This window comes from Nostocoides sp. F2B08 (genome assembly GCF_009184895.1).
In the GTDB taxonomy this organism is placed as follows: domain Bacteria; phylum Actinomycetota; class Actinomycetes; order Actinomycetales; family Dermatophilaceae; genus F2B08.
In genome coordinates, this window is sequence record NZ_WESE01000003.1 from 128,658 (window position 1) to 150,633 (window position 21,976).

A 21,976-nucleotide genomic window follows, 5' to 3' on the forward strand; every position below is an offset into this window, starting at 1 on the left:
CCCGTCGCCGGACCCGCTGGGGCCCGACACCGGGGATGGAGCACTGCGGTACCGTCCGTGGATGGACTACACCGGCCGGGTGACCTCGGGAGGCCCCTCCGACGTGCGACGGCTCGAGGGCCTCGTCATCCGCAAGACGGCCGTCTCGCAGATGCAGAACAACGTCTACCTCCTCACCTGCGCCGAGTCGGACCATCAGCTCCTCATCGATGCGGCCGACGACCTCCCCCGGATCCGGCGCCTCATCGACGAGGGCAGCGGACGGCTCGACCATGTCGTGACGACCCATCGGCACTGGGACCACGTGCGGGCGCTCGAGGCGGTGATCGACGCCACCGGAGCCCGCAGCTATGCCGGTGCCGACGACGCCGACGGACTGCCCGTCCCACCCGACGTCAGGCTCGTCGACGGGGACCGGATCTCGGTCGGGGCCGTTGATCTGGAGGTCATCCACCTCCGTGGTCATACGCCCGGCTCCGTCGCTCTCGCCTACCGGGACTCCACGGGCTCGGCCCACATCTTCACCGGGGACAGCCTCTTCCCCGGTGGGGTGGGCAACACCAGGAACGAGGGGCAGTCGTTCACGTCACTGTTCGCCGACGTCACGTCCAGGGTCTTCGACCGGTTCGGTGACGACACGTGGATCTACCCGGGCCACGGCGACGACACCACCCTCGGCGCGGAACGACCGCACCTCGACGAGTGGCGCGAGCGCGGGTGGTAGCCGGGCTGCGGGGCCGCACCCTCCCCGCACCCGTCCTGGTCCTCGCGGCCATCGTCTCCGTTCAGTTCGGCGGCGCTCTGGCTGCCACCCTTGTACCGCAGATCGGGGCAGGAGGGTCGGTCGTTCTGCGGCTCCTCTTCGCAACGGTCATCCTCGTCTCATTGGTACGGCCGCGAGTTCGTGGGCACGACCGGAGAGCGTGGGCGACCGTCACGGCGTTCGGCGTGGCCCTCGGGCTGATGAACTACACGTTTTACGCCTCGCTCGCCTACCTGCCCATCGGGGTCGCCGTCACCGTGGAGTTCATCGGGCCCTTGACCCTGGCGGCGGCGCTCTCCCGTCGCATCGCCGACGCCCTGTCTGTGCTGCTCGCCGGCGTCGGCATCCTCCTGATCAGTGAGGCCCTGACCCTCCCGCCGGACGAGCTGCCCTGGCGCGGGCTGGCTCTGGCGGCTGTCGCAGGTGTCTGCTGGGCCGCGTACATCATCCTCTCCGGCCGGACGGGTGCCTTGTTCGACCGACTCGAGGGCCTGGCCATCGCCATGATCGTCGCCACGTCCATCACCCTGCCCCTGGGGATCCACAGCATCGGGTCGTGGACGCCCGAGGTGCTCGCGAAGGGACTCGGGATCGCACTCATGTCCTCCGTCGTGCCGTACTCACTCGAGCTCCTCGCCCTGCGCCGGATGACGGCCCAGGTGTTCGGGATCATGCTCAGCCTCGAGCCCGCCGTGGCGGCCTTCGCAGGCCTGGTGATCCTCGGCCAGGTTCTCAGCGTGACTCAGCTCATCGGCATGACCCTGGTCGTCGTCGCGTCGGCCGTCGTGCTGGGCTTCGGCGCACGTAAGGAGCCGGCCGAGGCCACCGCCACGTAGCTCACTGCTCCGCGGTCTCGCCTTCTGCCGACCCGCCACCTTCGGTCGCAGCCGCACGGCTCCTGTCCCGTCGGGTGCGCAGGAGACTGGCGACCGTGGTGACACCGAGAATGGCCACGATCGCGGCAAGACTCACGATGACAGGCACCTGAGGCACGTCGACAGGGCGACCGCCGTTGATGAACGGCAGCTCGTTCTCGTGCAGGGCGTGCAGGATGAGCTTGACCCCGATGAAGAGGAGCAGAACGGCGAGCCCCAGGCCGAGGTAGACGAGCCGCTGCAGCAGCCCACCGATGAGGAAGTACAGCTGACGCAGTCCCATGAGCGCGAAGATGTTCGCGACCAGGACGATGTACGGCTCTCGGGTCAGGCCGTAGATCGCCGGGATGGAGTCCAGGGCGAAGAGCAGGTCGGTGGTTCCCAGCGCGAGGATCACGAAGAACATCGGAGTGACCAGACGCCGGCCGTCGATCCGGACGAGCACTCGGGTCCCGTGGTACTCCGGGGTCGAGTTGAACCGGCGCTCCATGAGCCGCATGAAGCGGTTCTCCCTGTACTCCTCGTCGTCGTCATGCCCGTCCAACGCCAAACGGACGGCGGTGTAGATGAGGAATATGCCGAACAGGTAGAAGACCCAGCTGAAGGCGTCGATGGCGGTCGCGCCCAACCAGATGAAGACTCCTCGCAGCACGATGGCGATGATGATGCCGACCATGAGGGCGAACTGCTGCAGGTGCTCTGGAACGCCGAACCTGGCCATGATCAGCAGGAAGATGAAGAGGTTGTCGATGGACAGGGAGTATTCGGTCAGCCAGCCCGCGTAGAACTCGGTCGCCAGCTGGCCGCCGGCGACCCACCACAGACCGATCCCGAACAGCACGGCCGCACCCACGTAGGCGCCCAGGGCGACGATCAGCTCCCGGGTCGACGGCCGGTGCGGGCGGCGCGCGATCCACACGACGTCGAAGAGCAGGACCGCGGCGGCGAGCCCGAGGGTGACCCCCCAGACGGCCCCCGACACCTCGAGCGACTCGGTGCCGGGGGGAGCGGTAGCCGCTCCCAGGGCAGTGATCACGCGGGGAAGTCTACGGCGCGGTCGCGGCGTCGTCCGGAGGCCGCACCCCTCTAGGCTGGCCGTGTGCCCGAGCGGATGATGCGCGACCTCGCCCTCCTGTCCGAGCTGCATCGCCAGGTGCTGATGGACTCAGGACGCTCCGACCTGCTCGACCTCAGTCGCAGCCTGGAGAGGTTGTGCGCGGATGGGGATCTCGCCGGAGCCTTCCGGCTGGTCGCCGACCTCGAGCCGGCCGACATCGCCCTGCTCGCCAGGGTCGTCACCGTCCACCTCCACCTGACGAACCTGGCCGAGGAGCGACTCCGGGCACGATCCCTCCAGCGCGAGGACGGCGAGTTCGCCGGCGGGGAGGACACCGGCGACCTCACCCCCGCGATCGCCGCGTACGGACCCGGGGCTGCCGACCGACTGGCCGCCATGCGGATCCACCCGGTCCTGACCGCACACCCGACGGAGGCACGCCGACGCGCCGTGTCGTCGGCCTTGCGGCGCATCGCGCTCCACCTCGAGGCCTACGACCATCCGTGGTCGGGACCCGCGGAACAGGCCGAGGCACGTCGCCACATGCTGGAGGACATCGACATCCTCCAGCGCACGTCCACTCTGCGGATGACCCGTCCGACCCCCGCTGACGAGGTCAAGACCATCGTCACAGTCTTCCGTCAGACGCTCAAGGACGCGGTGCCGCGGCTACAGCGTCGGATCACGGGAGCACTGGGGATCGACCCCGTCACCGGACCGGCCGACTTCCCGTCCATCGTCCGGTTCGGTTCCTGGGTGGGCGGCGACCGGGATGGCAACCCCTTCGTCACCGCCGAGGTGACCCGTGAGACCGTCGCCCAGCACGCTGGCGAGGCGTTGCGCATCCTCACGGAGGCCGTCGACCACGTGGCGCGCACGCTCACCGTCGACGAGGTATCGACTCCCCCGAGCACGGCGTTGCGGGACGCCCTGGCCAACGACGCCGCGGCGTATCCTCGGCTCGTCGGTGAGATCACGAAGGACTCTCCGCGCGAACCGCACCGTCAGAAGCTCCTCATCATCGCTGCCAGACTCGAGGCGACACGCATCGAACAGGTGGGCCTCGCATACGACGGGCCCGAGGAGTGTCTGACAGACCTTCGCCTGGTGCAGGAGTCCCTCGTCGCCGCCGGAGACCCGCGGGCCGCCTACGGCTCACTGCAGGACGCGGTGTGGATGCTCGAGACGTTCGGCTTCCACCTCGCCGAGCTCGAGGTGCGTCAGCACAGCCAGGTCCATCGCGCCGCCCTCGTCGAACTGCTCGCCGGTCTCCCGCAGTTGGTGGACGACCCCGAAGCCGCTGCCGACGATGCCGCGCTGCTCGACCGGCTCGCCACCGAGGGGTGGCCGGAACTCGACAGCACGCCCTCCGCCACGACGCGCGAGGTGCTGGACACCCTGCGAGTGATGGCCTGGCTCCAGCAGCGGTGGGGGCGGCGTAGCTGCGGGCGGTACATCGTGTCCTTCAGCCAGAGCGCGGCGCACCTCGTCGGTGTCCGAGCCCTGGCCAGCCTCGCAGTGGGTTCTCGACCGCTGGAGCTGGACGTCGTGCCCCTGTTCGAGACCGGCGCCGACCTCGCGGCCGCTGCGCAGACCCTCGAGGACTGGCTCTCCCTGGAGTCGACCCGTCGATGGGTGGACGAGCGGGACCGTGCCGTGGAGGTGATGCTCGGGTACTCGGACTCGGCCAAGGACGTCGGTCCCACGTCCGCGACGCTCGGACTCCACGCGGCACAGTCCGCGTTGGTGGACTGGGCCGACCGCAACCGCCTGACCCTCACCCTCTTCCACGGCCGCGGCGGCTCGCTCGGGCGCGGTGGTGGTCCGCTCGGGCGGGCGATCGCGGCTCAGCCCACCGGCTCGGTCGATGGTCGGTTCAAAGTGACCGAGCAGGGCGAGGTGATCTTCGCCCGGTACTCGGATGTCCGCATCGCGCAGCAACACCTGGAGCGAGTCGCGTCGGCCGTCCTGCTCACGGACGCGTCCACGCACGCGTCCGCCCGCGAGGACGCGCGACAGCGCTATGCACAGATGGCCGAGCGCCTCGACGAGGCGAGTCGCTCCGCGTTCCGCTCGCTGGTCGAGACCGAGGAGTTCGCAGACTTCTTCGCGGAGTGCAGCCCTCTCGACCTCCTGGCCGACCTGCGGCTGGGTTCCCGGCCGGCCCGCCGCTCCGGTGTGGAGCACGGTCGCAGCCTTGATGACCTGCGGGCCATCCCGTGGGTGTTCGCGTGGTCCATGACGCGGGTGAACCTGCCCGGCTGGTTCGGCCTGGGCACCGGGCTGGCGGCGCTCGGAGACCTCGACGAAGCCCGTCGGGCGTATCGCGAGTGGCCGGTGTTCTCGGCCTTGATCGACGTAGCGGAGATGTCACTCGCCAAGACCGACGCGCGTCTGGCGGCACGGTTCCTCGAGCTCGGAGGTCGCCCCGCGATCGCCGAGCGGCTGCTATCCGAGCTCGAGCTCACCCGCACCCTCCTCCTCGACCTCCTCGGTCAGGAGGACATGCTCGACCGCAAGCCCCATCTGCGGACAGCGGTCGCTCTGCGGAGGCCCTTCGTGGACGTCCTGAGCGTGCTCCAGCTCCGCTGCCTGCGCGAGGTGCGGTCGGCCGGTGCAGACGGGGAGGAGCAGTCGCCCTGGCGCGAGCCGCTCCTGCTCACCGTCAACGGGCTCGCTGCAGGACTGCAGAACACCGGCTGACCCGGATCGACCGGGCTGCATCCGGTTCGTCCGATCACGTCGCGGCCGACATCTGCCGCAGCTCCTTCTTCAGGTCGGAGATCTCGTCCCGCAGACGCGCGGCGAGCTCGAAGTGCAGGTCTGCGGCGGCTTGGTGCATCTGGGCCGTCAGCTCCTGGATGAGCCCGGCCAGCTCTGACGCCGGAAGACTCTCGGTTCGACGACCGGCGACCTCGGCGTCAGCGACGACGGCGGCCCGCGACCGGCCACCGCCGTCGGCCTTACCCCGGGATCTGGCCCTGCCCGATCCGAGCAGCGTCTCGGTGTCCGCGTCCTCGCGCTGCAGCATGTCGGTGATGTCGGCGATCTTCTTGCGCAGCGGCTGGGGGTCGACACCGTTCTCGAGGTTGTAGGCGACCTGCTTCTCGCGTCGTCTGGCCGTCTCCTCGATGGCCTCGTGCATGCTCGGGGTCAGGTTGTCGGCGTACATGTGCACCTGACCCGAGACGTTGCGTGCTGCTCGGCCGATCGTCTGGATGAGTGAGCGGCTCGAGCGGAGGAAACCTTCCTTGTCGGCGTCGAGGATGCTGACCAGCGAGACCTCGGGGAGATCCAGACCTTCTCGGAGCAGGTTGATGCCCACGAGCACGTCGAACTCACCCAGCCGTAGCTCGCGGAGGAGCTCGACTCGACGCAAGGTGTCGATGTCGGAGTGGAGGTAGCGCACCCGAACGCCCTTGTCGAGGAGATAGTCCGTCAGGTCCTCGGCCATCTTCTTGGTGAGCGTGGTCACCAGCACCCGCTCGTCCCGGTCGGCGCGGACCCGGATCTCGTGCAGGAGGTCGTCGATCTGACCCTTGGTCGGTTTGAGCACGATCTCCGGATCGACCAGCCCCGTCGGGCGGATGATCTGCTCGACGACACCATCGGACTTCGCGAGCTCGTACGGACCCGGTGTGGCCGACAGGTAGACCGTCTGCCCGATCCGCTCGAGGAACTCCTCCCACTTCAACGGGCGGTTGTCCATCGCGCTCGGCAGCCGGAAGCCGTGCTCGACGAGAGTTCGCTTGCGGCTCATGTCCCCCTCGTACATGGCACCGATCTGCGGAACAGTGACGTGCGACTCGTCGATGACGAGCAGGAAGTCCTCCGGGAAGTAGTCGAGCAGGCAGTTCGGCGCCGAGCCGGGCGACCGTCCGTCGATGTGCATCGAGTAGTTCTCGATGCCGGCGCACGAACCGATCTGGCGCATCATCTCGATGTCGTACGTGGTGCGCATCCGCAGCCGCTGGGCCTCGAGCAGCTTGCCCTGTCTCTCGAACGTCGCGAGCTGGTCGGCGAGCTCGATCTCGATCCCCCGGATCGCGCGCTCCATCCGCTCGGGGCCGGCCACGTAGTGGGTCGCCGGGAAGACGTACATCTCGTCCTCCTCGCGGATGACCTCGCCGGTCACCGGATGCAGGGTGTACAGCCGCTCGATCTCGTCGCCGAAGAACTCGATCCTGATGGCGAGCTCCTCGTACACGGGGATGATCTCGACCGTGTCGCCGCGCACCCGGAAGGTGCCCCGGGTGAACGCGAGGTCGTTGCGGGTGTACTGCATCGTGATGAACTGCCGGAGGAGCTCGTCGCGGTCACGCTCCTCCCCCACCCGGAGCGAGACCATCCGGTCGACGTACTCCTGCGGAGTCCCGAGGCCGTAGATGCACGACACGGAGGCCACGACGACGACATCTCGCCGAGTCAGCAGGGAGTTCGTCGCCGAGTGACGCAACCGCTCCACCTCGTCGTTGATCGACGAGTCCTTCTCGATGTAGGTGTCCGTCTGGGGGACGTACGCCTCGGGTTGGTAGTAGTCGTAGTAGCTGACGAAGTACTCGACGGCGTTGTTCGGGAGGAGCTCCCTGAACTCGTTGGCCAGCTGCGCGGCGAGGGTCTTGTTCGGCGCCATGACGAGCGTGGGTCGCTGCACCTGCTCGACCAGCCAGGCCGTGGTGGCCGACTTGCCGGTGCCCGTCGCACCCAGCAGCACGACGTCCTGCTCCCCCGCGGTGATGCGGCGGGCGAGCTCGGCGATCGCCGTGGGTTGGTCGCCGGCGGGCTCGAAGTCGGAGACGACCTCGAACGGGGCGACGCGGCGCTTCAGATCGGTGACGGGACGCATAGCACCACGGTATGCGGTGGTACCGACAGCGCATACCTCTCGACCGGGGCGCTCCCCTCGGACCCTGGCAGCTCAGTCCGGCGGTCGCCATCCGGTCCGGGAGGACCACGACAGCGCATCGGCGTGTGCGAGGGCGAACCAGGGCTCCTTGGCCGACGCATAGTCGGCGGTGCGGGTCAGCCGGCCGGACAGCTCGCGCTTGAACCGTTCGTAGGACTCGCGCGCTGTCGCATCCGCGCGCATCCAGTCCCGGAACCGCAACGCCCAGACCCACCCGTCGCTGCCGTGCTCGCGGACGTGGATGTGGGCGACGCGCGCAGGATCGGCATTGCCGTGGACGCGCTTCGGCCACTCCTTGCCGTCCGCGCCGCTGTCCCACCAGTGACCCGGGGATCGGGGAAAGCCCGCAGCCGTCATGGCGTCGATGAACGCCGGACGATCCGCCTCGCGCAGGTCCCGGACACCGATCTGGAGGTCGATGACGTCCTTGGCGACCAGCCCGGGAACCGCGGTCGAGCCGACGTGGTCCACGCTGAGCGCGCGCTCCCCCAGCGCGCGGCGGATGCGCCCGATAAGCCGCTCCGCGTCGTGAGCCCACTGATCCCGGGATTCGCTCAGGGCGAGACGGTCCGGCCTCCGGGAGACGACTCCCAACCGGAGGTTGGCGTCGAACGGCAGGATCCGCCCCTCCCACAGCTCGTATGCCAGATCGTCCAAGCGCTCCCGGGACCCGCTGTTGTCGAGCACGACGTCGGCGGCCGCATACCGCTCCGCGTCGCTCGCCTGTGCCGCGATCCGGTTGCGGGCGTCCTGCTCATCCATGCCGCGGTCGTCGACGAGCCGCCGAACGCGCTCGTCCTCGGGGGTGTCGACCACGACGACGAGGTGGTAGTCGGCCGTGAGACGCTTCTCGACGAGGATCGGCATGTCGTGGACGACCACCCCGTTGCGTCTGGCGCTCGCCATGCGCGTGGCCGTGACCTCCCAGATCGCCGGGTGGGTGATGGCCTCGAGATCGGCGAGGGCACGACGGTCCTCGAACACGATCCGGCCCAGGCCTTCACGGTCCAGCGTTCCGTCGGCCTGCAGGACCTCGACGCCGAAGCGGCCGACGATGTCCCGCAGAGCGCGGGTGCCCGGCTCGACGACCTCGCGGGCGATCAGGTCGGCATCGACGACCGTCGCACCGAGGGCCTGGAACCGCTTCGCCACGGTCGACTTCCCGGATCCGATGCCACCGGTGAGACCGACCCTGAGCATGGCCCAACCGTACCCGGCCCGAAGACGAACGCGGGGCCGGCCCCCAATGGGAGCCGGCCCCGAGATCGGGATGCTCGTGAACGTCAGTTCCCGGTGAGCTTCTCGCGAAGCGCAGCGAGCGCCTCGTCGGAGGCCAGCGTTCCGCCACCCACCGGCGCCGCGGAGGACTGGGTCTCACCGCTGCTGCTGCTGCTGCTGCTGCTGCTGCTGCTGGAGCCGCTACCGGAGTCGGACGAGTAGGACGTCGAGGCGCTGGTCGACGAACTGGCGTCGGCGTCGTCCTTGGCGGCCTGCTCCACCTGGGCCTTGTGGGACTCCCAGCGGGCGTGGGCCTCGGCGTACTCGCGCTCCCACTTCTCGCGCTGGGTCTCGTAGCCCTCGAGCCACTCGTTGGTCTCGGGGTCGAAGCCCTCGGGGTACTTGTAGTTGCCCTGCTCGTCGTACTCGGCGGCCATGCCGTAGAGCGTCGGGTCGAACTCGCCGACCGAGACGCTGCCGTCGTTGGCCTGCTTCAGCGAGAGCGAGATGCGACGACGGTCGAGGTCGATGTCGATGACCTTGACGAAGATCTCCGCACCGACGGTGACGACCTGCTCAGGCAGCTCGACGTGACGCTCGGCCAGCTCCGAGATGTGCACCAGTCCCTCGATGCCCTCCTCCACCCGGACGAACGAGCCGAAGGGGACGAGCTTGGTGACCTTGCCCGGCACGACCTGGCCGATCGCGTGGGTCCGGGCGAAGTGCTGCCACGGGTCCTCCTGCGTCGCCTTGAGCGAGAGCGAGACCCGCTCGCGGTCCATGTCGACGTCCAGGACCTCGACCGTGACCTCGGTGCCGACCTCGACGACCTCGGACGGGTGGTCGATGTGCTTCCAGGACAGCTCGGAGACGTGGACGAGGCCGTCGACACCGCCGAGGTCCACGAACGCACCGAAGTTGACGATGCTGCTGACGACGCCGGAGCGGACCTGGCCCTTCTGCAGCTCGCGCAGGAAGGTGGTGCGGACCTCGGACTGGGTCTGCTCCAGCCACGCGCGGCGGGAGAGGACGACGTTGTTGCGGTTCTTGTCGAGCTCGATGATCTTTGCCTCGATCTCCTTGCCGACGTAGGGCTGGAGGTCGCGGACGCGCCGCATCTCGACGAGGGAGGCGGGAAGGAAGCCGCGCAGGCCGATGTCGAGGATGAGGCCGCCCTTGACGACCTCGATGACGGTGCCGGTGACGACGCCGTCCTCCTCCTTGACCTTCTCGATCGTGCCCCAGGCGCGCTCGTACTGCGCACGCTTCTTGGACAGGATCAGCCGGCCTTCCTTGTCCTCCTTCTGGAGCACCAGTGCCTCGACCTCGTCACCGACGGACACCACCTCGGAGGGGTCGACGTCGTGCTTGATCGAGAGCTCGCGCGAGGGGATGACACCCTCGGTCTTGTAGCCGATGTCGAGCAGGACCTCGTCCCGGTCGACCTTCACGATCCGGCCTTCGACGATGTCGCCATCGTTGAAGTCCTTCATGGTTGCCTCGATGGCGGCCAGGAGGTCGTCGTGCGATCCGATGTCGTTGACGGCCACCTGGGTTGCGGTCTTCTCGACCGTGCTGGTGCTCATGTAGTAGGAACTCCGTAGGGAATGAGTATCTCGAGATGGACTGGGTCTGGTGCACGTGGTCCGGTGCCCGCTCGTAGCTCATCCCGGAAGGTGAATGGGCATGAAGCAACGCACACAAACGTGCTCTGACATCGTATCGACGCTGTCACGCACGGTCAAAAGGTGTGGGCCGGGCCGCGACGGTGGAGGAATGGCCATCGGCCGGCGACGACGAGGAGGTATGCGGTGAGCGGCGTGGCGCGGCGGCCCACCTCGGGCGATGCGACGGCCTCGGCCAACCGTCGGTGGTGGGACTCGGAGGCATCCTCCTACTACAACGAGCACGGCCCCTTTCTCGGCGACGACCGCTTCGTGTGGGGACCGGAGGGGTGGACCGAGGCTGAGTTGGACATCCTCGAGGCGCGACCGACGCATACCGTTCTCGAGGTAGGTGCCGGCGGGGCGCAGTGCTCCCGCTGGCTGGCGGGGGAGATCGGCTGCCGGGTCGTGGCCACCGACCTGTCCGCCGGCATGCTCGGTACCGCCCGCCGGATCGACCGATCGCTCGGGCGAGCGCTCCCGCTCGCCCAGTGCGACGCGACCCGGCTCCCCTTCCCGGATGCGGTCTTCGACCGGGTCTTCACCGCATACGGCGCGGTGCCCTTCGTCGCGGACACGGCGAGGCTCATGCGGGAGATGGCCCGCGTCACCGTGCCCGGTGGACGGGTCGTCTACTCGACGTCCCATCCGTGGCGCTGGGCTTTTCCGGACGACCCCGGGGAGGCGGGCCTCACCGTGCGGCAGTCGTACTTCGACGAGCGACCCTATCTCGAGCTCGACGACGACGACCGCCCGGTCTACGTCGAGCACCACCGAACACTCGAACACCGCGTCGCCGAGGCGGTCTCCGCCGGTCTCGTCATCGAGGCCGTCCGCGAGCTGCCCTGGAAGGACGCGACAACGAGCACGTGGGGTGGCTGGTCGCCCTCCCGCGGGCGTCTGATCCCCGGGACGCTGGTCCTGGTGGCGCGCCGGTCGTGACCGGCGGACGACGCTGCGACTACTCGCTCAGCTCGCGGCGGGTGGTCCGGGACTCCGCCTCGGGTGCCGTGGCCTCCTCGAAGAACTGGTCCGTCCGGTCCGGGTACCGCTCCTCGTAGGTCGGCTCGACCGGCTCCTCGAAGTCGGGCTGGGCCGCGACCGGCTCCTCATGGGTCGCCTCGTCGGCGTACTCACTGTCGCCCGACGCCGAACGACCCATGAAGGCGAGGAACGCGCCGAGGCCGACCAGCAGGAGGCCGGGGATGACGAGGTACCAGGTGAGGGGCCCGCGGAGCAGGCCGAGCAGGTTGCCCTTGGCTCCCCATTCGTCGGCGTTGGCCTGGATGGTCTCGTCGTCGAACCCGATCGTGCCGACGGTGAAGCCCACCGGCTGCTGACCGTCCGTCTGGAGCGTCTTGTCGACCTCTTCCTCACCCTTGATGACGACGCCGGTGTTCGGCTCGACCCAGAGGGTGCGGGTGTTCGCGTAGTGGAGGTCGGCGGCGACATTGCCCTCGAGACCCTCCTCGAACAGGGACGCCGGCACCTCACGGGTTGCGACGACCTCGTCGGGGATCACCTGCTGGAAGCGGTACGTCGTCGTGCCGAAGACGTCCTCCTCGTCCTGGAACTCGATGGGGAAGGCGCGACCGAGGTCGGCGTCCCACCACTGGTAGGTCTCCTTCTGGACGTTGAAGGGGAACTTGAACACCAGTCCCTCGTGCGTGGCGTCCTCGACCGCGTCCGGGTTGTCCAGGTCGCCCGTTGAGCGGTAGTCACCGCAGCAGTTCGTCGCCTCGCCGGTTCGACGGTCGATCGAGACACCCGAGTCGCTGTAGCTGAGGTCGACCCATTCGCCATCGACCTGGGCGCGAGAGACGCTCGAGCTCTGCCAGAACGCCTGAGTGTCCTCGACGCCGTACTCCTGGGCGATGCCGGGGATACCGTTCACCTCGCGGGTGTTCTGCACCGTCACGCCGGTGAGCTTGTCGATGACCGCGCCGTCCTCGCTCTCGTGCGGGTAGAGAACGCTCATGTTCTGACCGACGGACACCGACGTCGTCTCCTGGTCGAGGGGGACGATCGCCAGTCGGTCATACATGAAAGGGCGGGCCAGGAGGCCGAGGCCGATGAGCAGCGCACCCAGTGCGATGGCGACGAATCCCAGCACGCGGCGCATGCGCGGCCACCTTTCGGTCGACGGTGAGTCGCGCACAGCGTACCAGCGGGTAGCCTGGACCGCGGTCGACTCCGGAAAACGAGGAACACGAGTGTCTGAACGGACCCACAGGCGTCCTGGACCCGTGCAGCGTATCCGTCGAGCGATCCCCTGGATCGGGCGCCGGGATGCCTGGGATCTGGGCGCCGCCGTGATGATCCTGGTGTTCCTGGGCGCGGTCCTGTGGCTCGTCGGAGGCGGTGGGCTCTACATCGACGACATCCGGGCTCAGGCCTACGCGGCAGACCGGTCGATGTGGCCCTTCATCGTCGAGAGCAACCAGACCCATCTCGCCTACTCGGCCCGGACCGTGGACTGGTTGCAGGCGACGTACGCTCCCCTCGAGCACTGGCCGGCCGTCGTGCTGACCCTCGTCATCGCAGGCACTCTCGGCGTCTTCCTCTGGATCGCGTGCCGGTCGCTGATCGGGCATCCCGCGGCCGCACTGGTGGGCGTGTACCTCGGCCTCTTCACGGCCACGATCGTGCCGACCCTGGCATGGTTCCGGCAGTCCCTCACCGGGTTGGCGTCGATCACGATGACGCTGGTCGTCCTTACCCTGGCAGTCCGCTACGTCCGCGGCGGCTCACGATGGGTACTCGCCGCGACGTGCGTCCTGCACGTGGTCGCCCTCGGGTTCTCGGAGCGTGCCCTGGTCGCACCGATCTTCCTCCTGGGCATCCTTGTCTTCCTCCGTCCGGCTGACACCAGGCCGTCCTCCCGTCGGGCGATCACGGCAGTCGTCGGCCTGGGTCTGGTCAACGTCGGCTTCCTCGTCGCCTATCTGTCCGGCGACTTCGACCGGGGGGACGGGACCCAACCCTCGGTCACGGGCTTCATCACGTCGACGGGCTACTCACTCCTCGGCAACACCGTCCCGGCGTACCTCGGCGGACCCTGGACCTGGTACGGAGACGGCAGCTACGGGTACGCCGACACCTCTGACTTCCTGATCGGGATCGCCGGGCTCGTGCTCGTCGTGCTGCTCGTGTTCGCCCTTCTGCACGATGCACGTCGCGCCGGCCGGGTGGTCGCCGCCGCAGCCTCGTTCGTCGTGCCGCTCTACGCGTTGATCTATGTCGGGCGGGTGGCCCGAGTCGATGAGGTCTCGGTCGTCGACGACCTGAGGCTGCACACGGATGCCGCGATCATCGGTGCGGTCGCGGTTGCCGCTCTCCTCTCCGTGGCCTTGGCTCATCCTGTCTTCGCGCGCCGGGGGCCTCGACTCGCACGGGCCATCGTCATGGGAGTCGTAGCCGTCATTGTCGTCAGCGGCACGGTCGCCTCGTGGTCGCGCTTCGTGGACCGGTGGCACACCAACGACTCTGACGTCTACCTCGAGTCCCTCCGCGCCGAGCTGCCGGACACCACCGGGACGATCGTGCCCGGACCGGTGCCCGAGGCCCTTGTTCCGTGGTGGGTGCAGCCGGACTTCAGCACCCAACCCCTGGTGCGCCTCATGTCCCCGCGGGCGGAAACCGTCGTCATGCGTGATCCGGCACGGGCTGTCGGCTACGACGGACACCTGGTCGACGCCCGGTTGATGGGTCTGGAGGCACTGTCGTCCTCGGAGCTGTGCGTCCTGAACATCCCCTCCGACAAGCGCGCAGGACTCGTGCAACTGGTCGACCCGATACCGCCACGACGGCATCAACTCCTTGAGATCGGTCTCCTCGTCGGCGACACTACGCGGGTGGGTGTGGCGGTGATCGATAGCGAGGGAACGGAGACTCCGGCAAGCTTCTTCGACCCCCCGCTCCTCCACCGCGGCCCGACCCGAATCCTCGCGACGATTCCCGTCAACACAACCGTCACCGGGGTCGTGGTCACAGCCCTCGACCGCAACACGACGGGGATGTGCATCACCTCCGTGACGTCTGTCCTCGCCCGAGCGACCCTGTGAGCGAGACCAGGACGAGTCGCTTGGAGCGGCGTCGGAGCCATCGGGCGGGATCGTCCACGCCGATGCTGCCGTCCACCCCGATGCTGCCGTCCACCCCGATGCTGCCGTCCACCCCGATGCTGCCGCATCTGCAAGAACTGGAAGCGTGGCGCGGCCTCGCCGCCTTCGCCGTTCTGCTCACCCACGCAGGCTTCCTGTCCGGAGCGACCGGTCGCGATCTCCTCCCGGGCTTCCTGTCCCGCATGGACCTCGGCGTCACGGTCTTCTTCGTCCTCAGCGGCTTCCTCCTGTACCGGCCCCACGCCAATGCGATCGCCACCGACAACCCGGCGCCGGCGACGCGTCGGTTCGTGATCCGACGGGTGGCACGAATCGTCCCCGCGTGGCTCGCCGTCCTCGTCGGAGCACTCGTCCTGGTCCCGGCGACGCGGACCGCCGGTGCCGACGTGTGGGCCGCCAACCTGCTCCAACTACAGGCCCTTCGGTTCGAGTGGGATCTCCCTGGCCTGACGCAACTGTGGAGCCTCTCGACCGAGATCGGCTTCTACCTGTGCCTGCCACTCATCGCGCTCGGCATCCGCCGATCGGTGGGTGACCGGGGGCCGGCAGCACATGTGCTCGCCATCGGCGGACTCATCCTCGCCGCCTGGTCGTTCCGCGTGGCGGGCTACCTCGGTCTGCTCCCTGCCGGATACGCGTGGTTGCGCACCTTCCCCGCCATGTTGGACTGGTTCGCTCTCGGGATGCTCTTGGCGGTCCTCATGGCCAACCAGCACCGGTGGCCCACCCTCGTCGAGACCATCAGGCATTCAGGCAACGCGTTTCTCGTCCTGGCGGCCGCGGTCTTCTGGATTCTGACGACCTCGATCGCCGGACCCTACACCCTCAGCCCGTCCACCTCCTGGCAGATGACCGTGCGGCATCTTGGAGCCGCGGCTGTCGCCGCCCTCCTCATCTACCCGTCAGCCGTCGGAGCCCGGACCGTGCTCACGGCCCTGCTCCGGTCCCGCCCTCTGGGCTATTTGGGCAAGATCAGCTACGGCTTCTTTCTCTGGCACATGCCCGTCATGTTCTGGGTTCGGTCCACGCTCGGCTACGAGCTGTTCGACGGGCACTTCTGGGTCACCGTCGTCGCCACGACCATCATCACGACCGTCATCGCGGCGGCCAGCTGGCACGTCATCGAGCGTCCCATCCTCGACGCGGCGCGCCGGCGGACGTGACGTCTTGCCCTTCGCGGGCTCGGGGTCCGGTGCCCACGGACCGAGGACGACCAGGGCGACGAAACCCATGGCGAGCAACTGCGCGACTCCGTCGCGGTTCGTCGCCATCGGGGCCGGCCAGGGAGACATCGTCGCCCAAGCGATCAGACCGGCACCGATGACACCACCGACTCGAACGACGGCGCGGTGGCTCACCGATCTCACGAGGAGCGCGGCGACCACGGTCACGACGACACCCCCGGGGCCTGAGACGAGCGCAGCCGCCACGACGACTCCGACCAGACCGACCCACGATGACGGGTTGAGCGGCGACGGCACAGCGGTCGACCCTGTCTCGGTCGTGCGCTGAGGACGGAGGCTGAGCGCAACGAGCGTCACAGCGCAGACGAGCCCGATGACCAACGCGAGCCGGAACGCCGCCTGCGGGGCGAAGCGGAGCTCGACCGAGCCGGTCGTCCCCTCCGGGATGACCCATCCCTGAGCCCATCCATCAGCTGTCACCGGCTCGAGCTCGACACCCCCAGCCGAGGCCACCCAGCCCGGGTTCGCGTTCTCTCGGACCACGAGCAGTGAGTCCGCCTCCGTCGTCTCGCTCAGGCTGAGGACTCGGTGCGTCGAGGTCCATCGGTCCACCTCGAGGGCGGTTCCCGGCGTCGCGAGCAAGGGACGCGTGGTCAACGTGAGAGAGCGGGGCAGGAACTCGGCCGAGGCGATCAACCGCGCTCGGACTTCGCCGGCCGCCACCGAGGCGGTCTCACAGCCGACGAGGTCCAGCGGTTCGCCGGCGATGAGCCGGCCCCGGGTTCCGCGGACCTCTGTGGGGTAGGTCTGCCCGGCGACCTGGACGATCGGACCGAAGCCGCACGGCATGATCACCGGCTCGCTCGCCCCCAGTCCCGTGGTCGTCCACGGCTCTCCGCTGACGGTCAGCTCGCCGATGACGACCGGCATGTCGGCACCGCCGTCGGTCACCTGACTGGTGGTGCGAATCACCGTCACGGAGACCGACGAGACCCGCCGGGTCCCGAGGTCGATGAAGCCGCTTTCCGGCACTGGCAGAGTCCGCCCCGGTCCGTCGTCAAGGGATACCTCGACTCTCGTCGGTCGCCGACCGGCGGCGTCGCTGTCCACCTCGAGCCTGATTCCCGTGACCAGACGAGGCTCGTCCCACGTCACGTGGAGGACCGGGCGATCGTCGTCAGGGTCACTTGCCCAGTACGTTCCCGGATCACCGTCCAGGACGAGTTGCGGGCTCACGGAAGGTCCCTCCAGCCACTGGCTGGAGGCCTCCGCCTCGATCCCGTCCAGTCGTTTGAGCAACTCCTCGGCGGCCGATGAGGAGCGCGGGTACACCGAACCTGACAGGGTGAACTCGCTGTCCTTCGACAGTGTGAACACGCGTCGCAGATCGCCTGACTGTTCGCCGTCACGGCTCGTGGCCGGGTTGCAGGCGAGCACGCCTGAGGCCATGGCGACGCACGCGGGCCGCCGATCGAGTGGCGTCTCCATGGCGACCATGTCGACCGGAGCGCTGACCGCAGGCATGGCCGACCACGGTTCGGCCCGGGGTATCGCGTCCGCACCGATATCGAGGACTCGCACCGTGGGTCGACCATCCCGTACGTCCGCGACCGTGAGCCGGAACATCGTGCTCGGTCCGGGCGCAACAGCCACGTCGAACGCGTACCGATCTCGCTCGACCGCCGGGTCGAAATCGGGCGGGCTCACCGGCGTGCGCACCTCCCCCTGATCCGTCCGGGTCACGACAGCCGCGATGTCCGCACCGACGGCGGCATCGATGACGACCCGCACCGTTTCCGGAAGGGTGACCGCCGACGGCCAGTCCGCCTGCACCCACTCGCCCACGGGCTCGTAGCCGGCGGACTGCCACCACGTGTCACCACTACGGTCGAAGGCCCGGGCGGCGTCGGTCGCCAGGTCTCGCGACTGACCGAACTCCGGGTTCGTCAGGGCCGACGAAGCCTCGGCCTCGACCCCCCCGACCCAGACTTTGGTGGTCTGCGACGCAGTCAGTTCGTCCGACGCGACCCAAGAAGGCACCCAGTCGTGGACCCTCCGGGGGGCTAGGTGCGGCTCCTCCGCGGTCAGCAGGCCACCATAGTTGTCCCGGACCGCGGAGAAGGTGGCCTCCCGTCGCGGCAGGGTGTCCGTGATCACGCCTCGTGCTGGTCCCACGGCATCGACACTCGCGACGTCGGCGGCGAACACGACCGGCACATCAGCGGGCACGGGTGAGCTGAGTCCCTCTGGCCCTCCCGACATCTCCACCGCGGCGCTCAGCGGAACGACGCTGTTCGGAGCGATCCGCGTGTCGTCGGCGAGCTCGAAGACCTCTACGGCACGCAGCGGTCGGCCCATGCCACCGTCGGCGGCGATTCCGGGGTCGAACGACCCGCCCACCGGCGGGCCGAAGGCCTGCACCGGCTCGGCGCCTGCGGTCTCCAGTGCCCGGCGGGCCACCAACGGGCGGACGCCTCCGGGGACCAGGTCGGCGCGGAGGAGAACCCGGCTGACGCCGAGCCGTGACAGGGATCTGGCCAGCTCCTCGCCGCCGTACCCGGTCGCGACCCGGGCCTCGATGTCGTTGAGGATCCGGATCGCGCTCGCCGACCCGAGCGGGACGACGTCTCGGACGATCCACGGGCTGTCGACGAGCGCCTGCAGCGGCTCGTCGCGTGGATCCCCCCAGATGCTCGTCGCCATGTTCGATCCGGGGAGCACGAGCGTGCGTCCCTCATCGGGGTGATCGTCGAGCCACGCGGCCGCCTGGCTCCAGTAGTCCGGGAGCTGCAGATAGCGTCCCCGCTGGCTCACGCCGGTCAAGGCTGGAAACGCGGCCTGCGCCACGATGGCGAGGACGACCACCGCATACCCCAACCTGGGCCAGGGCGCCCGCACGGAGACAGCCCATCGGTGCAGCCGCGGGAGCGCGTGCGCGAGGCCCATCACCACGGCCAGACGAACGAGCGGCTCGAACTTGTGGGCGTTGCGGAACGGAGCAAGAGGACCGTCCAGCAGCGTCGCTACCTGCGCCGCCCCAACACCGGTCACGTCCCCGACGCGCCCCATCGTGACCAGGAGCAGGCCGACCACGAGGAGTACTCGGGCGAAGACCCCCCACCGTCGTGGAACCGTCCACAGGCCGAGCAGGCCGACGACCGCGACGAGGAGTCCCATCGCAACCGTCACCCGTGACGTCAGGATCTCGAAGCCGGCTATCCATAGCGGCCCCCGGGAACCGGTGATCCCCGCGATCCACTGCGTCGTCCCGCGGAGCGTTTCGGGAAGGCTGGCCGGTGCGGTGGTGACCGCGGCGCTCTCGATCCAGTCCAGGAAGGGCGGGCTGTACCGGCCGAGCAGCAGGAGAGGAACGACCCACCACAGAGTGGCCAGGGTGACCGCCGCAGCCCACCAGCCCAAGAGCCTCGTCCGCACCGGCCGCGCCCGGGTGAGGATCCACAGTCCGCCCGGGATGAGGACGGCGATCGTGGCCGTCGCATTGACCGCGCCGACGAGGAGAACCGCGAGTCCCGAAAGCATGGCGGCGCGACGCTCCGAGCCTGGGGCGAAGCGGACCAGCGGCACGAGCACCCACGGAGCCACGGCCATCGGCCAGATCTCGGAGCTCACGGCTCCCAGTCCCATGAGCATGCGGGGAGCGAGGGCGTATGCGGCGGCCGCGACGAGTCTGGACGCCTCGGTGCCGATCTCGAGCCGTTCGAGGAGCACGCGGGTGCCGTGGAATCCGACCAGCAGAATAGTCGCCCACCAGAGGCGCTGGGTGACCCAGCCCGGTACCCCGAGGGCGTCGTGCACCCAGAAGAACGGACCCATGGGGAAGAGGTAGCCATAGGCCTGGTTCTGGAGCTGCCCGGCCGCCGCAGTCGGATCCCACAGCACCAGAGCCCTCCCGAGCAGGCCGGATGGGTTGGCGGTGAGATCGAGCTTGGTGTCCGGTGCCGTCCACCCGGGATGTTGGACGAAGGCCAGCGCCACGAGGACCGCTGAGACTGCGACGAGCCGGACCCGCCGCGTCCAGCTCTGGACGGCGGAGTCGGTCTCAGTCACCGGCGGGCTCCCGCGCCACGCTCAGGACGATGACCGCGTTCCACGAGGCGATCTCCCTCAGCCCCGGGACCGACATGACGCGGTGCGCCCAGCGCGGGTGGTACCGAGGAATGGTGGCGACGTCGAGCACGCGACCTTGCCGACCCGCTTCTCGGGCCCACCGGAGCATGCGGCCGACCGAGCACGGGTACAGCGAGCGACCGTAGTCGTTCTTCGGACGACGGCCGTGGCGACGGGCATAGCGGTCCGCCGCCCGCCGGCCTCCGAGGTAGTGCCATGGGGCGGTCTCGTGCCCACCCCATGGTGAGAGCCACGGTGTCCAGGAGAGGTACACGAGTCCTCCGGGTCGCGTGACGCGCACCATCTCGTCCGCCATACGCTCGGGCTCCGGCACGTGTTCCAGAACGTTGCTCGACAGGGTCACATCGAAGCCTCCGGCGACGATCGGCAGCTCAAGCCCCGAGGCACGGAGGCTGTCGCCCGCAGCGTCACCCCGGGCGGTCATCTCCCCCGCATCCGGCTCTACCCCCGCATACCGTGCCCCGGCGGCCTCGAACGCGTCGGCGAAGTACCCCGGACCTCCCCCGACATCAAGGACTCTGCTGCCGGACAACGTGGTCCACTGGCTGAGCTGGGAGACGGTGTCGGACGCGAGCGCCCCGTAGAAGCGGTCCGGGTCGTCCTGCTCGTGCAGGAATGCCTGGAACAGCCGGACCGACCTGCTCAGGGTGGCGGCATGCGGTCGGACGGGCGATCCGGCCAGGCTCATGTGACTACTCTCGGGTAACATCCTCGGGACATCAAGCGAGGTCCCATCAGTGCGCGTTGCATTCCTGAACTGGCGTGACTCCACCCACCCCGAGGGTGGGGGAGCCGAACTCTACGCTCAGACCGTCTGCGCCGGCCTTGCCGCGCGCGGACACGCCGTCACCCTATATTGCGCCGACCACGGTCGCGCACCTGCGGACGAGCAACGCGATGGGTATCGCATCCGGCGCCGCGGGTCCCGACTGTCGGTCTACGCAGCGGCGGTGGCGCAGCTCAGGAGGGATGCGGCCGAGGAGGGAGCCTACGACGTCGTCGTCGACACCCAGAACGGCATCCCGTTCTTCAGTCCCCTGCAGATCAGGACCCCGGGGGTCGTGCTGGTCCATCACGTGCACCGCGAGCAGTGGCCGGTCGTCTTCGGTCCCGTCCAAGCCCATGTCGGCTGGTTCGTCGAGTCCCGCGTCGCGACGCAGGTGAACCGGCGGCGCACCTACGTGGCAGTGAGCGAGCGCACGAAGGAGGAGCTTGGGCAGCTCGGAGTGGACCTCGAGAGGATCCGCGTGATCCACAACGGCACCAACCCGCCACGCCTGACGGGGCGTGACCGTGCCGAGGACCCGACCCTGGTCGTCCTCGGTCGACTCGTGCCGCACAAACGTGTCGAGCACGCGGTCGACGTGATCGCCGCTCTCTCCTCGACCCATCCACAGGCACGCCTCCGCATCATGGGCGAGGGATGGTGGCATGACCGCATTGCCGCGCACGCGGACGCGCGGGGGGTCGCCGACCGGGTGGACCTGCTGGGATTCGTGGACGAGCAGACCAAGGCCGAAGAGCTGGATCGAGCGTGGCTGTCGCTCGCACCGAGTGTCAAGGAGGGCTGGGGCCTGTCCGTCGTCGAGGCCGCCAGTCACGGCGTTCCGACAGTGGCCTACCACGGAGCCGGCGGACTCTCCGAGTCGATCGCCGACGGACGGACCGGCATTCTCGTCGACTCACTGGACGCGATGACAGCCGCCGCGCGGGCGCTCATCGAGGATGGGTCGAGGCGAGCCAGAATGGCGGAAGAGGCGCGCACACACAGCGCGCGCTACACATGGGAGGCCTGCGTCGACGCCTGGGAGAGTCTGCTCGACGAGGTGAGCGTCAGCCGCCGTAGTTGAGGACGACGGCGGGGTCGAGGATCTCCGCCGGACCGTTCTGCACGGCGTCGCCGTCACTGGGCGAGTTGGCGGACACGATCGCCGCCGCAGCGCCGGTCGCGGCCAGGAGCCCGAGGATGGCGCTGAGGACGACCGCGACAACGGGACGGCTGCGGTCGTCCTGGGTGTAGGCACCAGAGGCCATGA

At 68.9% G+C, this 21,976-nt stretch carries 14 protein-coding genes and 1 pseudogene; 7 read left to right on the forward strand and 8 right to left on the reverse strand.

The genetic code is table 11. The features are described from left to right. Nucleotides 1–61 precede the first annotated feature (61 nt). Nucleotides 62–724, forward strand: a complete 663-nt coding sequence (locus tag GA707_RS08055; RefSeq protein WP_152177922.1) for an MBL fold metallo-hydrolase — start codon at nucleotides 62–64, stop codon at nucleotides 722–724. Continuing rightward, complete coding sequence (locus tag GA707_RS08060; protein WP_226963631.1) at nucleotides 718–1,599, forward strand: DMT family transporter; 882 nt, start codon at nucleotides 718–720, stop codon at nucleotides 1,597–1,599. Before GA707_RS08055 ends, GA707_RS08060 begins: the two co-directional genes overlap by 7 nt. 1 nt (nucleotide 1,600) lies before the next feature. Here the strand turns inward: GA707_RS08060 and GA707_RS08065 are convergent, their stop codons facing one another. Then, nucleotides 1,601–2,620, reverse strand: coding sequence for a TerC/Alx family metal homeostasis membrane protein (locus GA707_RS08065; RefSeq protein ID WP_226963686.1), 1,020 nt, complete (start codon nucleotides 2,618–2,620; stop codon nucleotides 1,601–1,603). Between the two features lie 117 nt (nucleotides 2,621–2,737). Here GA707_RS08065 and GA707_RS08070 point away from each other — a divergent pair, with 117 nt between their 5' ends. Next, a complete protein-coding gene (locus GA707_RS08070) occupies nucleotides 2,738–5,398 on the forward strand; it encodes a phosphoenolpyruvate carboxylase (protein WP_226963633.1) in 2,661 nt (886 codons plus the stop codon). 34 nt (nucleotides 5,399–5,432) lie between these two features. Here the strand turns inward: GA707_RS08070 and uvrB are convergent, their stop codons facing one another. From uvrB to rpsA, 3 genes are all read right to left on the reverse strand, one after another. Next, nucleotides 5,433–7,541 (reverse strand): excinuclease ABC subunit UvrB, encoded by a 2,109-nt coding sequence (uvrB, locus tag GA707_RS08075; protein ID WP_152177924.1) that lies wholly within the window; start codon nucleotides 7,539–7,541, stop codon nucleotides 5,433–5,435. A 72-nt stretch (nucleotides 7,542–7,613) separates the two neighbouring features. Next, nucleotides 7,614–8,801: a dephospho-CoA kinase gene (gene coaE / locus GA707_RS08080; protein WP_152177925.1), complete on the reverse strand. Its 1,188-nt coding sequence runs from the start codon at nucleotides 8,799–8,801 to the stop codon at nucleotides 7,614–7,616. An 83-nt stretch (nucleotides 8,802–8,884) separates the two neighbouring features. Further along, on the reverse strand, nucleotides 8,885–10,405 hold the full coding sequence (gene rpsA / locus GA707_RS08085) for a 30S ribosomal protein S1 (RefSeq protein WP_152177926.1): 1,521 nt from the start codon (nucleotides 10,403–10,405) through the stop codon (nucleotides 8,885–8,887). 225 nt (nucleotides 10,406–10,630) lie between these two features. Between rpsA and GA707_RS08090 the strand changes: the two genes are divergently transcribed. Next, nucleotides 10,631–11,425 (forward strand): class I SAM-dependent methyltransferase, encoded by a 795-nt coding sequence (locus GA707_RS08090; protein ID WP_152177927.1) that lies wholly within the window; start codon nucleotides 10,631–10,633, stop codon nucleotides 11,423–11,425. 19 nt (nucleotides 11,426–11,444) lie between these two features. On the opposite strand, the gene GA707_RS08095 is transcribed toward GA707_RS08090, so the two are convergent. Beyond that, nucleotides 11,445–12,605, reverse strand: a complete 1,161-nt coding sequence (locus GA707_RS08095) for a DUF3068 domain-containing protein (protein WP_152177928.1) — start codon at nucleotides 12,603–12,605, stop codon at nucleotides 11,445–11,447. A gap of 124 nt (nucleotides 12,606–12,729) precedes the next feature. Here GA707_RS08095 and GA707_RS08100 point away from each other — a divergent pair, with 124 nt between their 5' ends. Continuing rightward, entirely contained in the window at nucleotides 12,730–14,547 is a 1,818-nt protein-coding gene (locus tag GA707_RS08100; RefSeq protein WP_152177929.1) for a hypothetical protein, read from the forward strand. 62 nt (nucleotides 14,548–14,609) lie between these two features. Further along, a complete protein-coding gene (locus tag GA707_RS21185; RefSeq protein WP_152177930.1) occupies nucleotides 14,610–15,770 on the forward strand; it encodes an acyltransferase in 1,161 nt (386 codons plus the stop codon). A gap of 2,097 nt (nucleotides 15,771–17,867) precedes the next feature. On the opposite strand, the pseudogene GA707_RS21190 reads toward GA707_RS21185, so the two are convergent. Then, nucleotides 17,868–19,859, reverse strand: a pseudogene (locus GA707_RS21190) (alpha-(1->3)-arabinofuranosyltransferase family protein); the annotation flags it as partial. Continuing rightward, the gene (locus tag GA707_RS08115; protein ID WP_152177932.1) at nucleotides 19,852–20,628 is read right to left on the reverse strand and encodes a bifunctional 2-polyprenyl-6-hydroxyphenol methylase/3-demethylubiquinol 3-O-methyltransferase UbiG; all 777 of its coding nucleotides are present in this window, start codon (nucleotides 20,626–20,628) and stop codon (nucleotides 19,852–19,854) included. The gene GA707_RS08115 and the pseudogene GA707_RS21190, both read right to left, overlap by 8 nt. 49 nt (nucleotides 20,629–20,677) lie before the next feature. On the opposite strand from GA707_RS08115, the gene GA707_RS08120 reads away from it, so the two are divergent. Then, the gene (locus tag GA707_RS08120) at nucleotides 20,678–21,790 is read left to right on the forward strand and encodes a glycosyltransferase family 4 protein (protein ID WP_152177933.1); all 1,113 of its coding nucleotides are present in this window, start codon (nucleotides 20,678–20,680) and stop codon (nucleotides 21,788–21,790) included. On the opposite strand, the gene GA707_RS08125 is transcribed toward GA707_RS08120, so the two are convergent. Beyond that, the gene (locus GA707_RS08125) at nucleotides 21,774–21,974 is read right to left on the reverse strand and encodes a hypothetical protein (protein WP_152177934.1); all 201 of its coding nucleotides are present in this window, start codon (nucleotides 21,972–21,974) and stop codon (nucleotides 21,774–21,776) included. The two genes, GA707_RS08120 and GA707_RS08125, sit on opposite strands and share 17 nt — an antisense overlap. Nucleotides 21,975–21,976: the final 2 nt, after the last annotated feature.

Bases quoted from the DNA above. Each gene is read 5' to 3' on its own strand.
- uvrB (WP_152177924.1), bottom strand. From the start codon at position 7,541: ATGCGTCCCGTCACCGATCTGAAGCGCCGCGTCGCCCCGTTCGAGGTC.
- rpsA (WP_152177926.1), bottom strand. From the start codon at position 10,405: ATGAGCACCAGCACGGTCGAGAAGACCGCAACCCAGGTGGCCGTCAAC.
- GA707_RS08115 (WP_152177932.1), bottom strand. From the start codon at position 20,628: ATGAGCCTGGCCGGATCGCCCGTCCGACCGCATGCCGCCACCCTGAGC.
- GA707_RS08055 (WP_152177922.1), top strand. From the start codon at position 62: ATGGACTACACCGGCCGGGTGACCTCGGGAGGCCCCTCCGACGTGCGA.
- GA707_RS08095 (WP_152177928.1), bottom strand. From the start codon at position 12,605: ATGCGCCGCGTGCTGGGATTCGTCGCCATCGCACTGGGTGCGCTGCTC.
- coaE (WP_152177925.1), bottom strand. From the start codon at position 8,801: ATGCTCAGGGTCGGTCTCACCGGTGGCATCGGATCCGGGAAGTCGACC.
- GA707_RS08125 (WP_152177934.1), bottom strand. From the start codon at position 21,974: ATGGCCTCTGGTGCCTACACCCAGGACGACCGCAGCCGTCCCGTTGTC.
- GA707_RS21185 (WP_152177930.1), top strand. From the start codon at position 14,610: ATGCTGCCGTCCACCCCGATGCTGCCGTCCACCCCGATGCTGCCGTCC.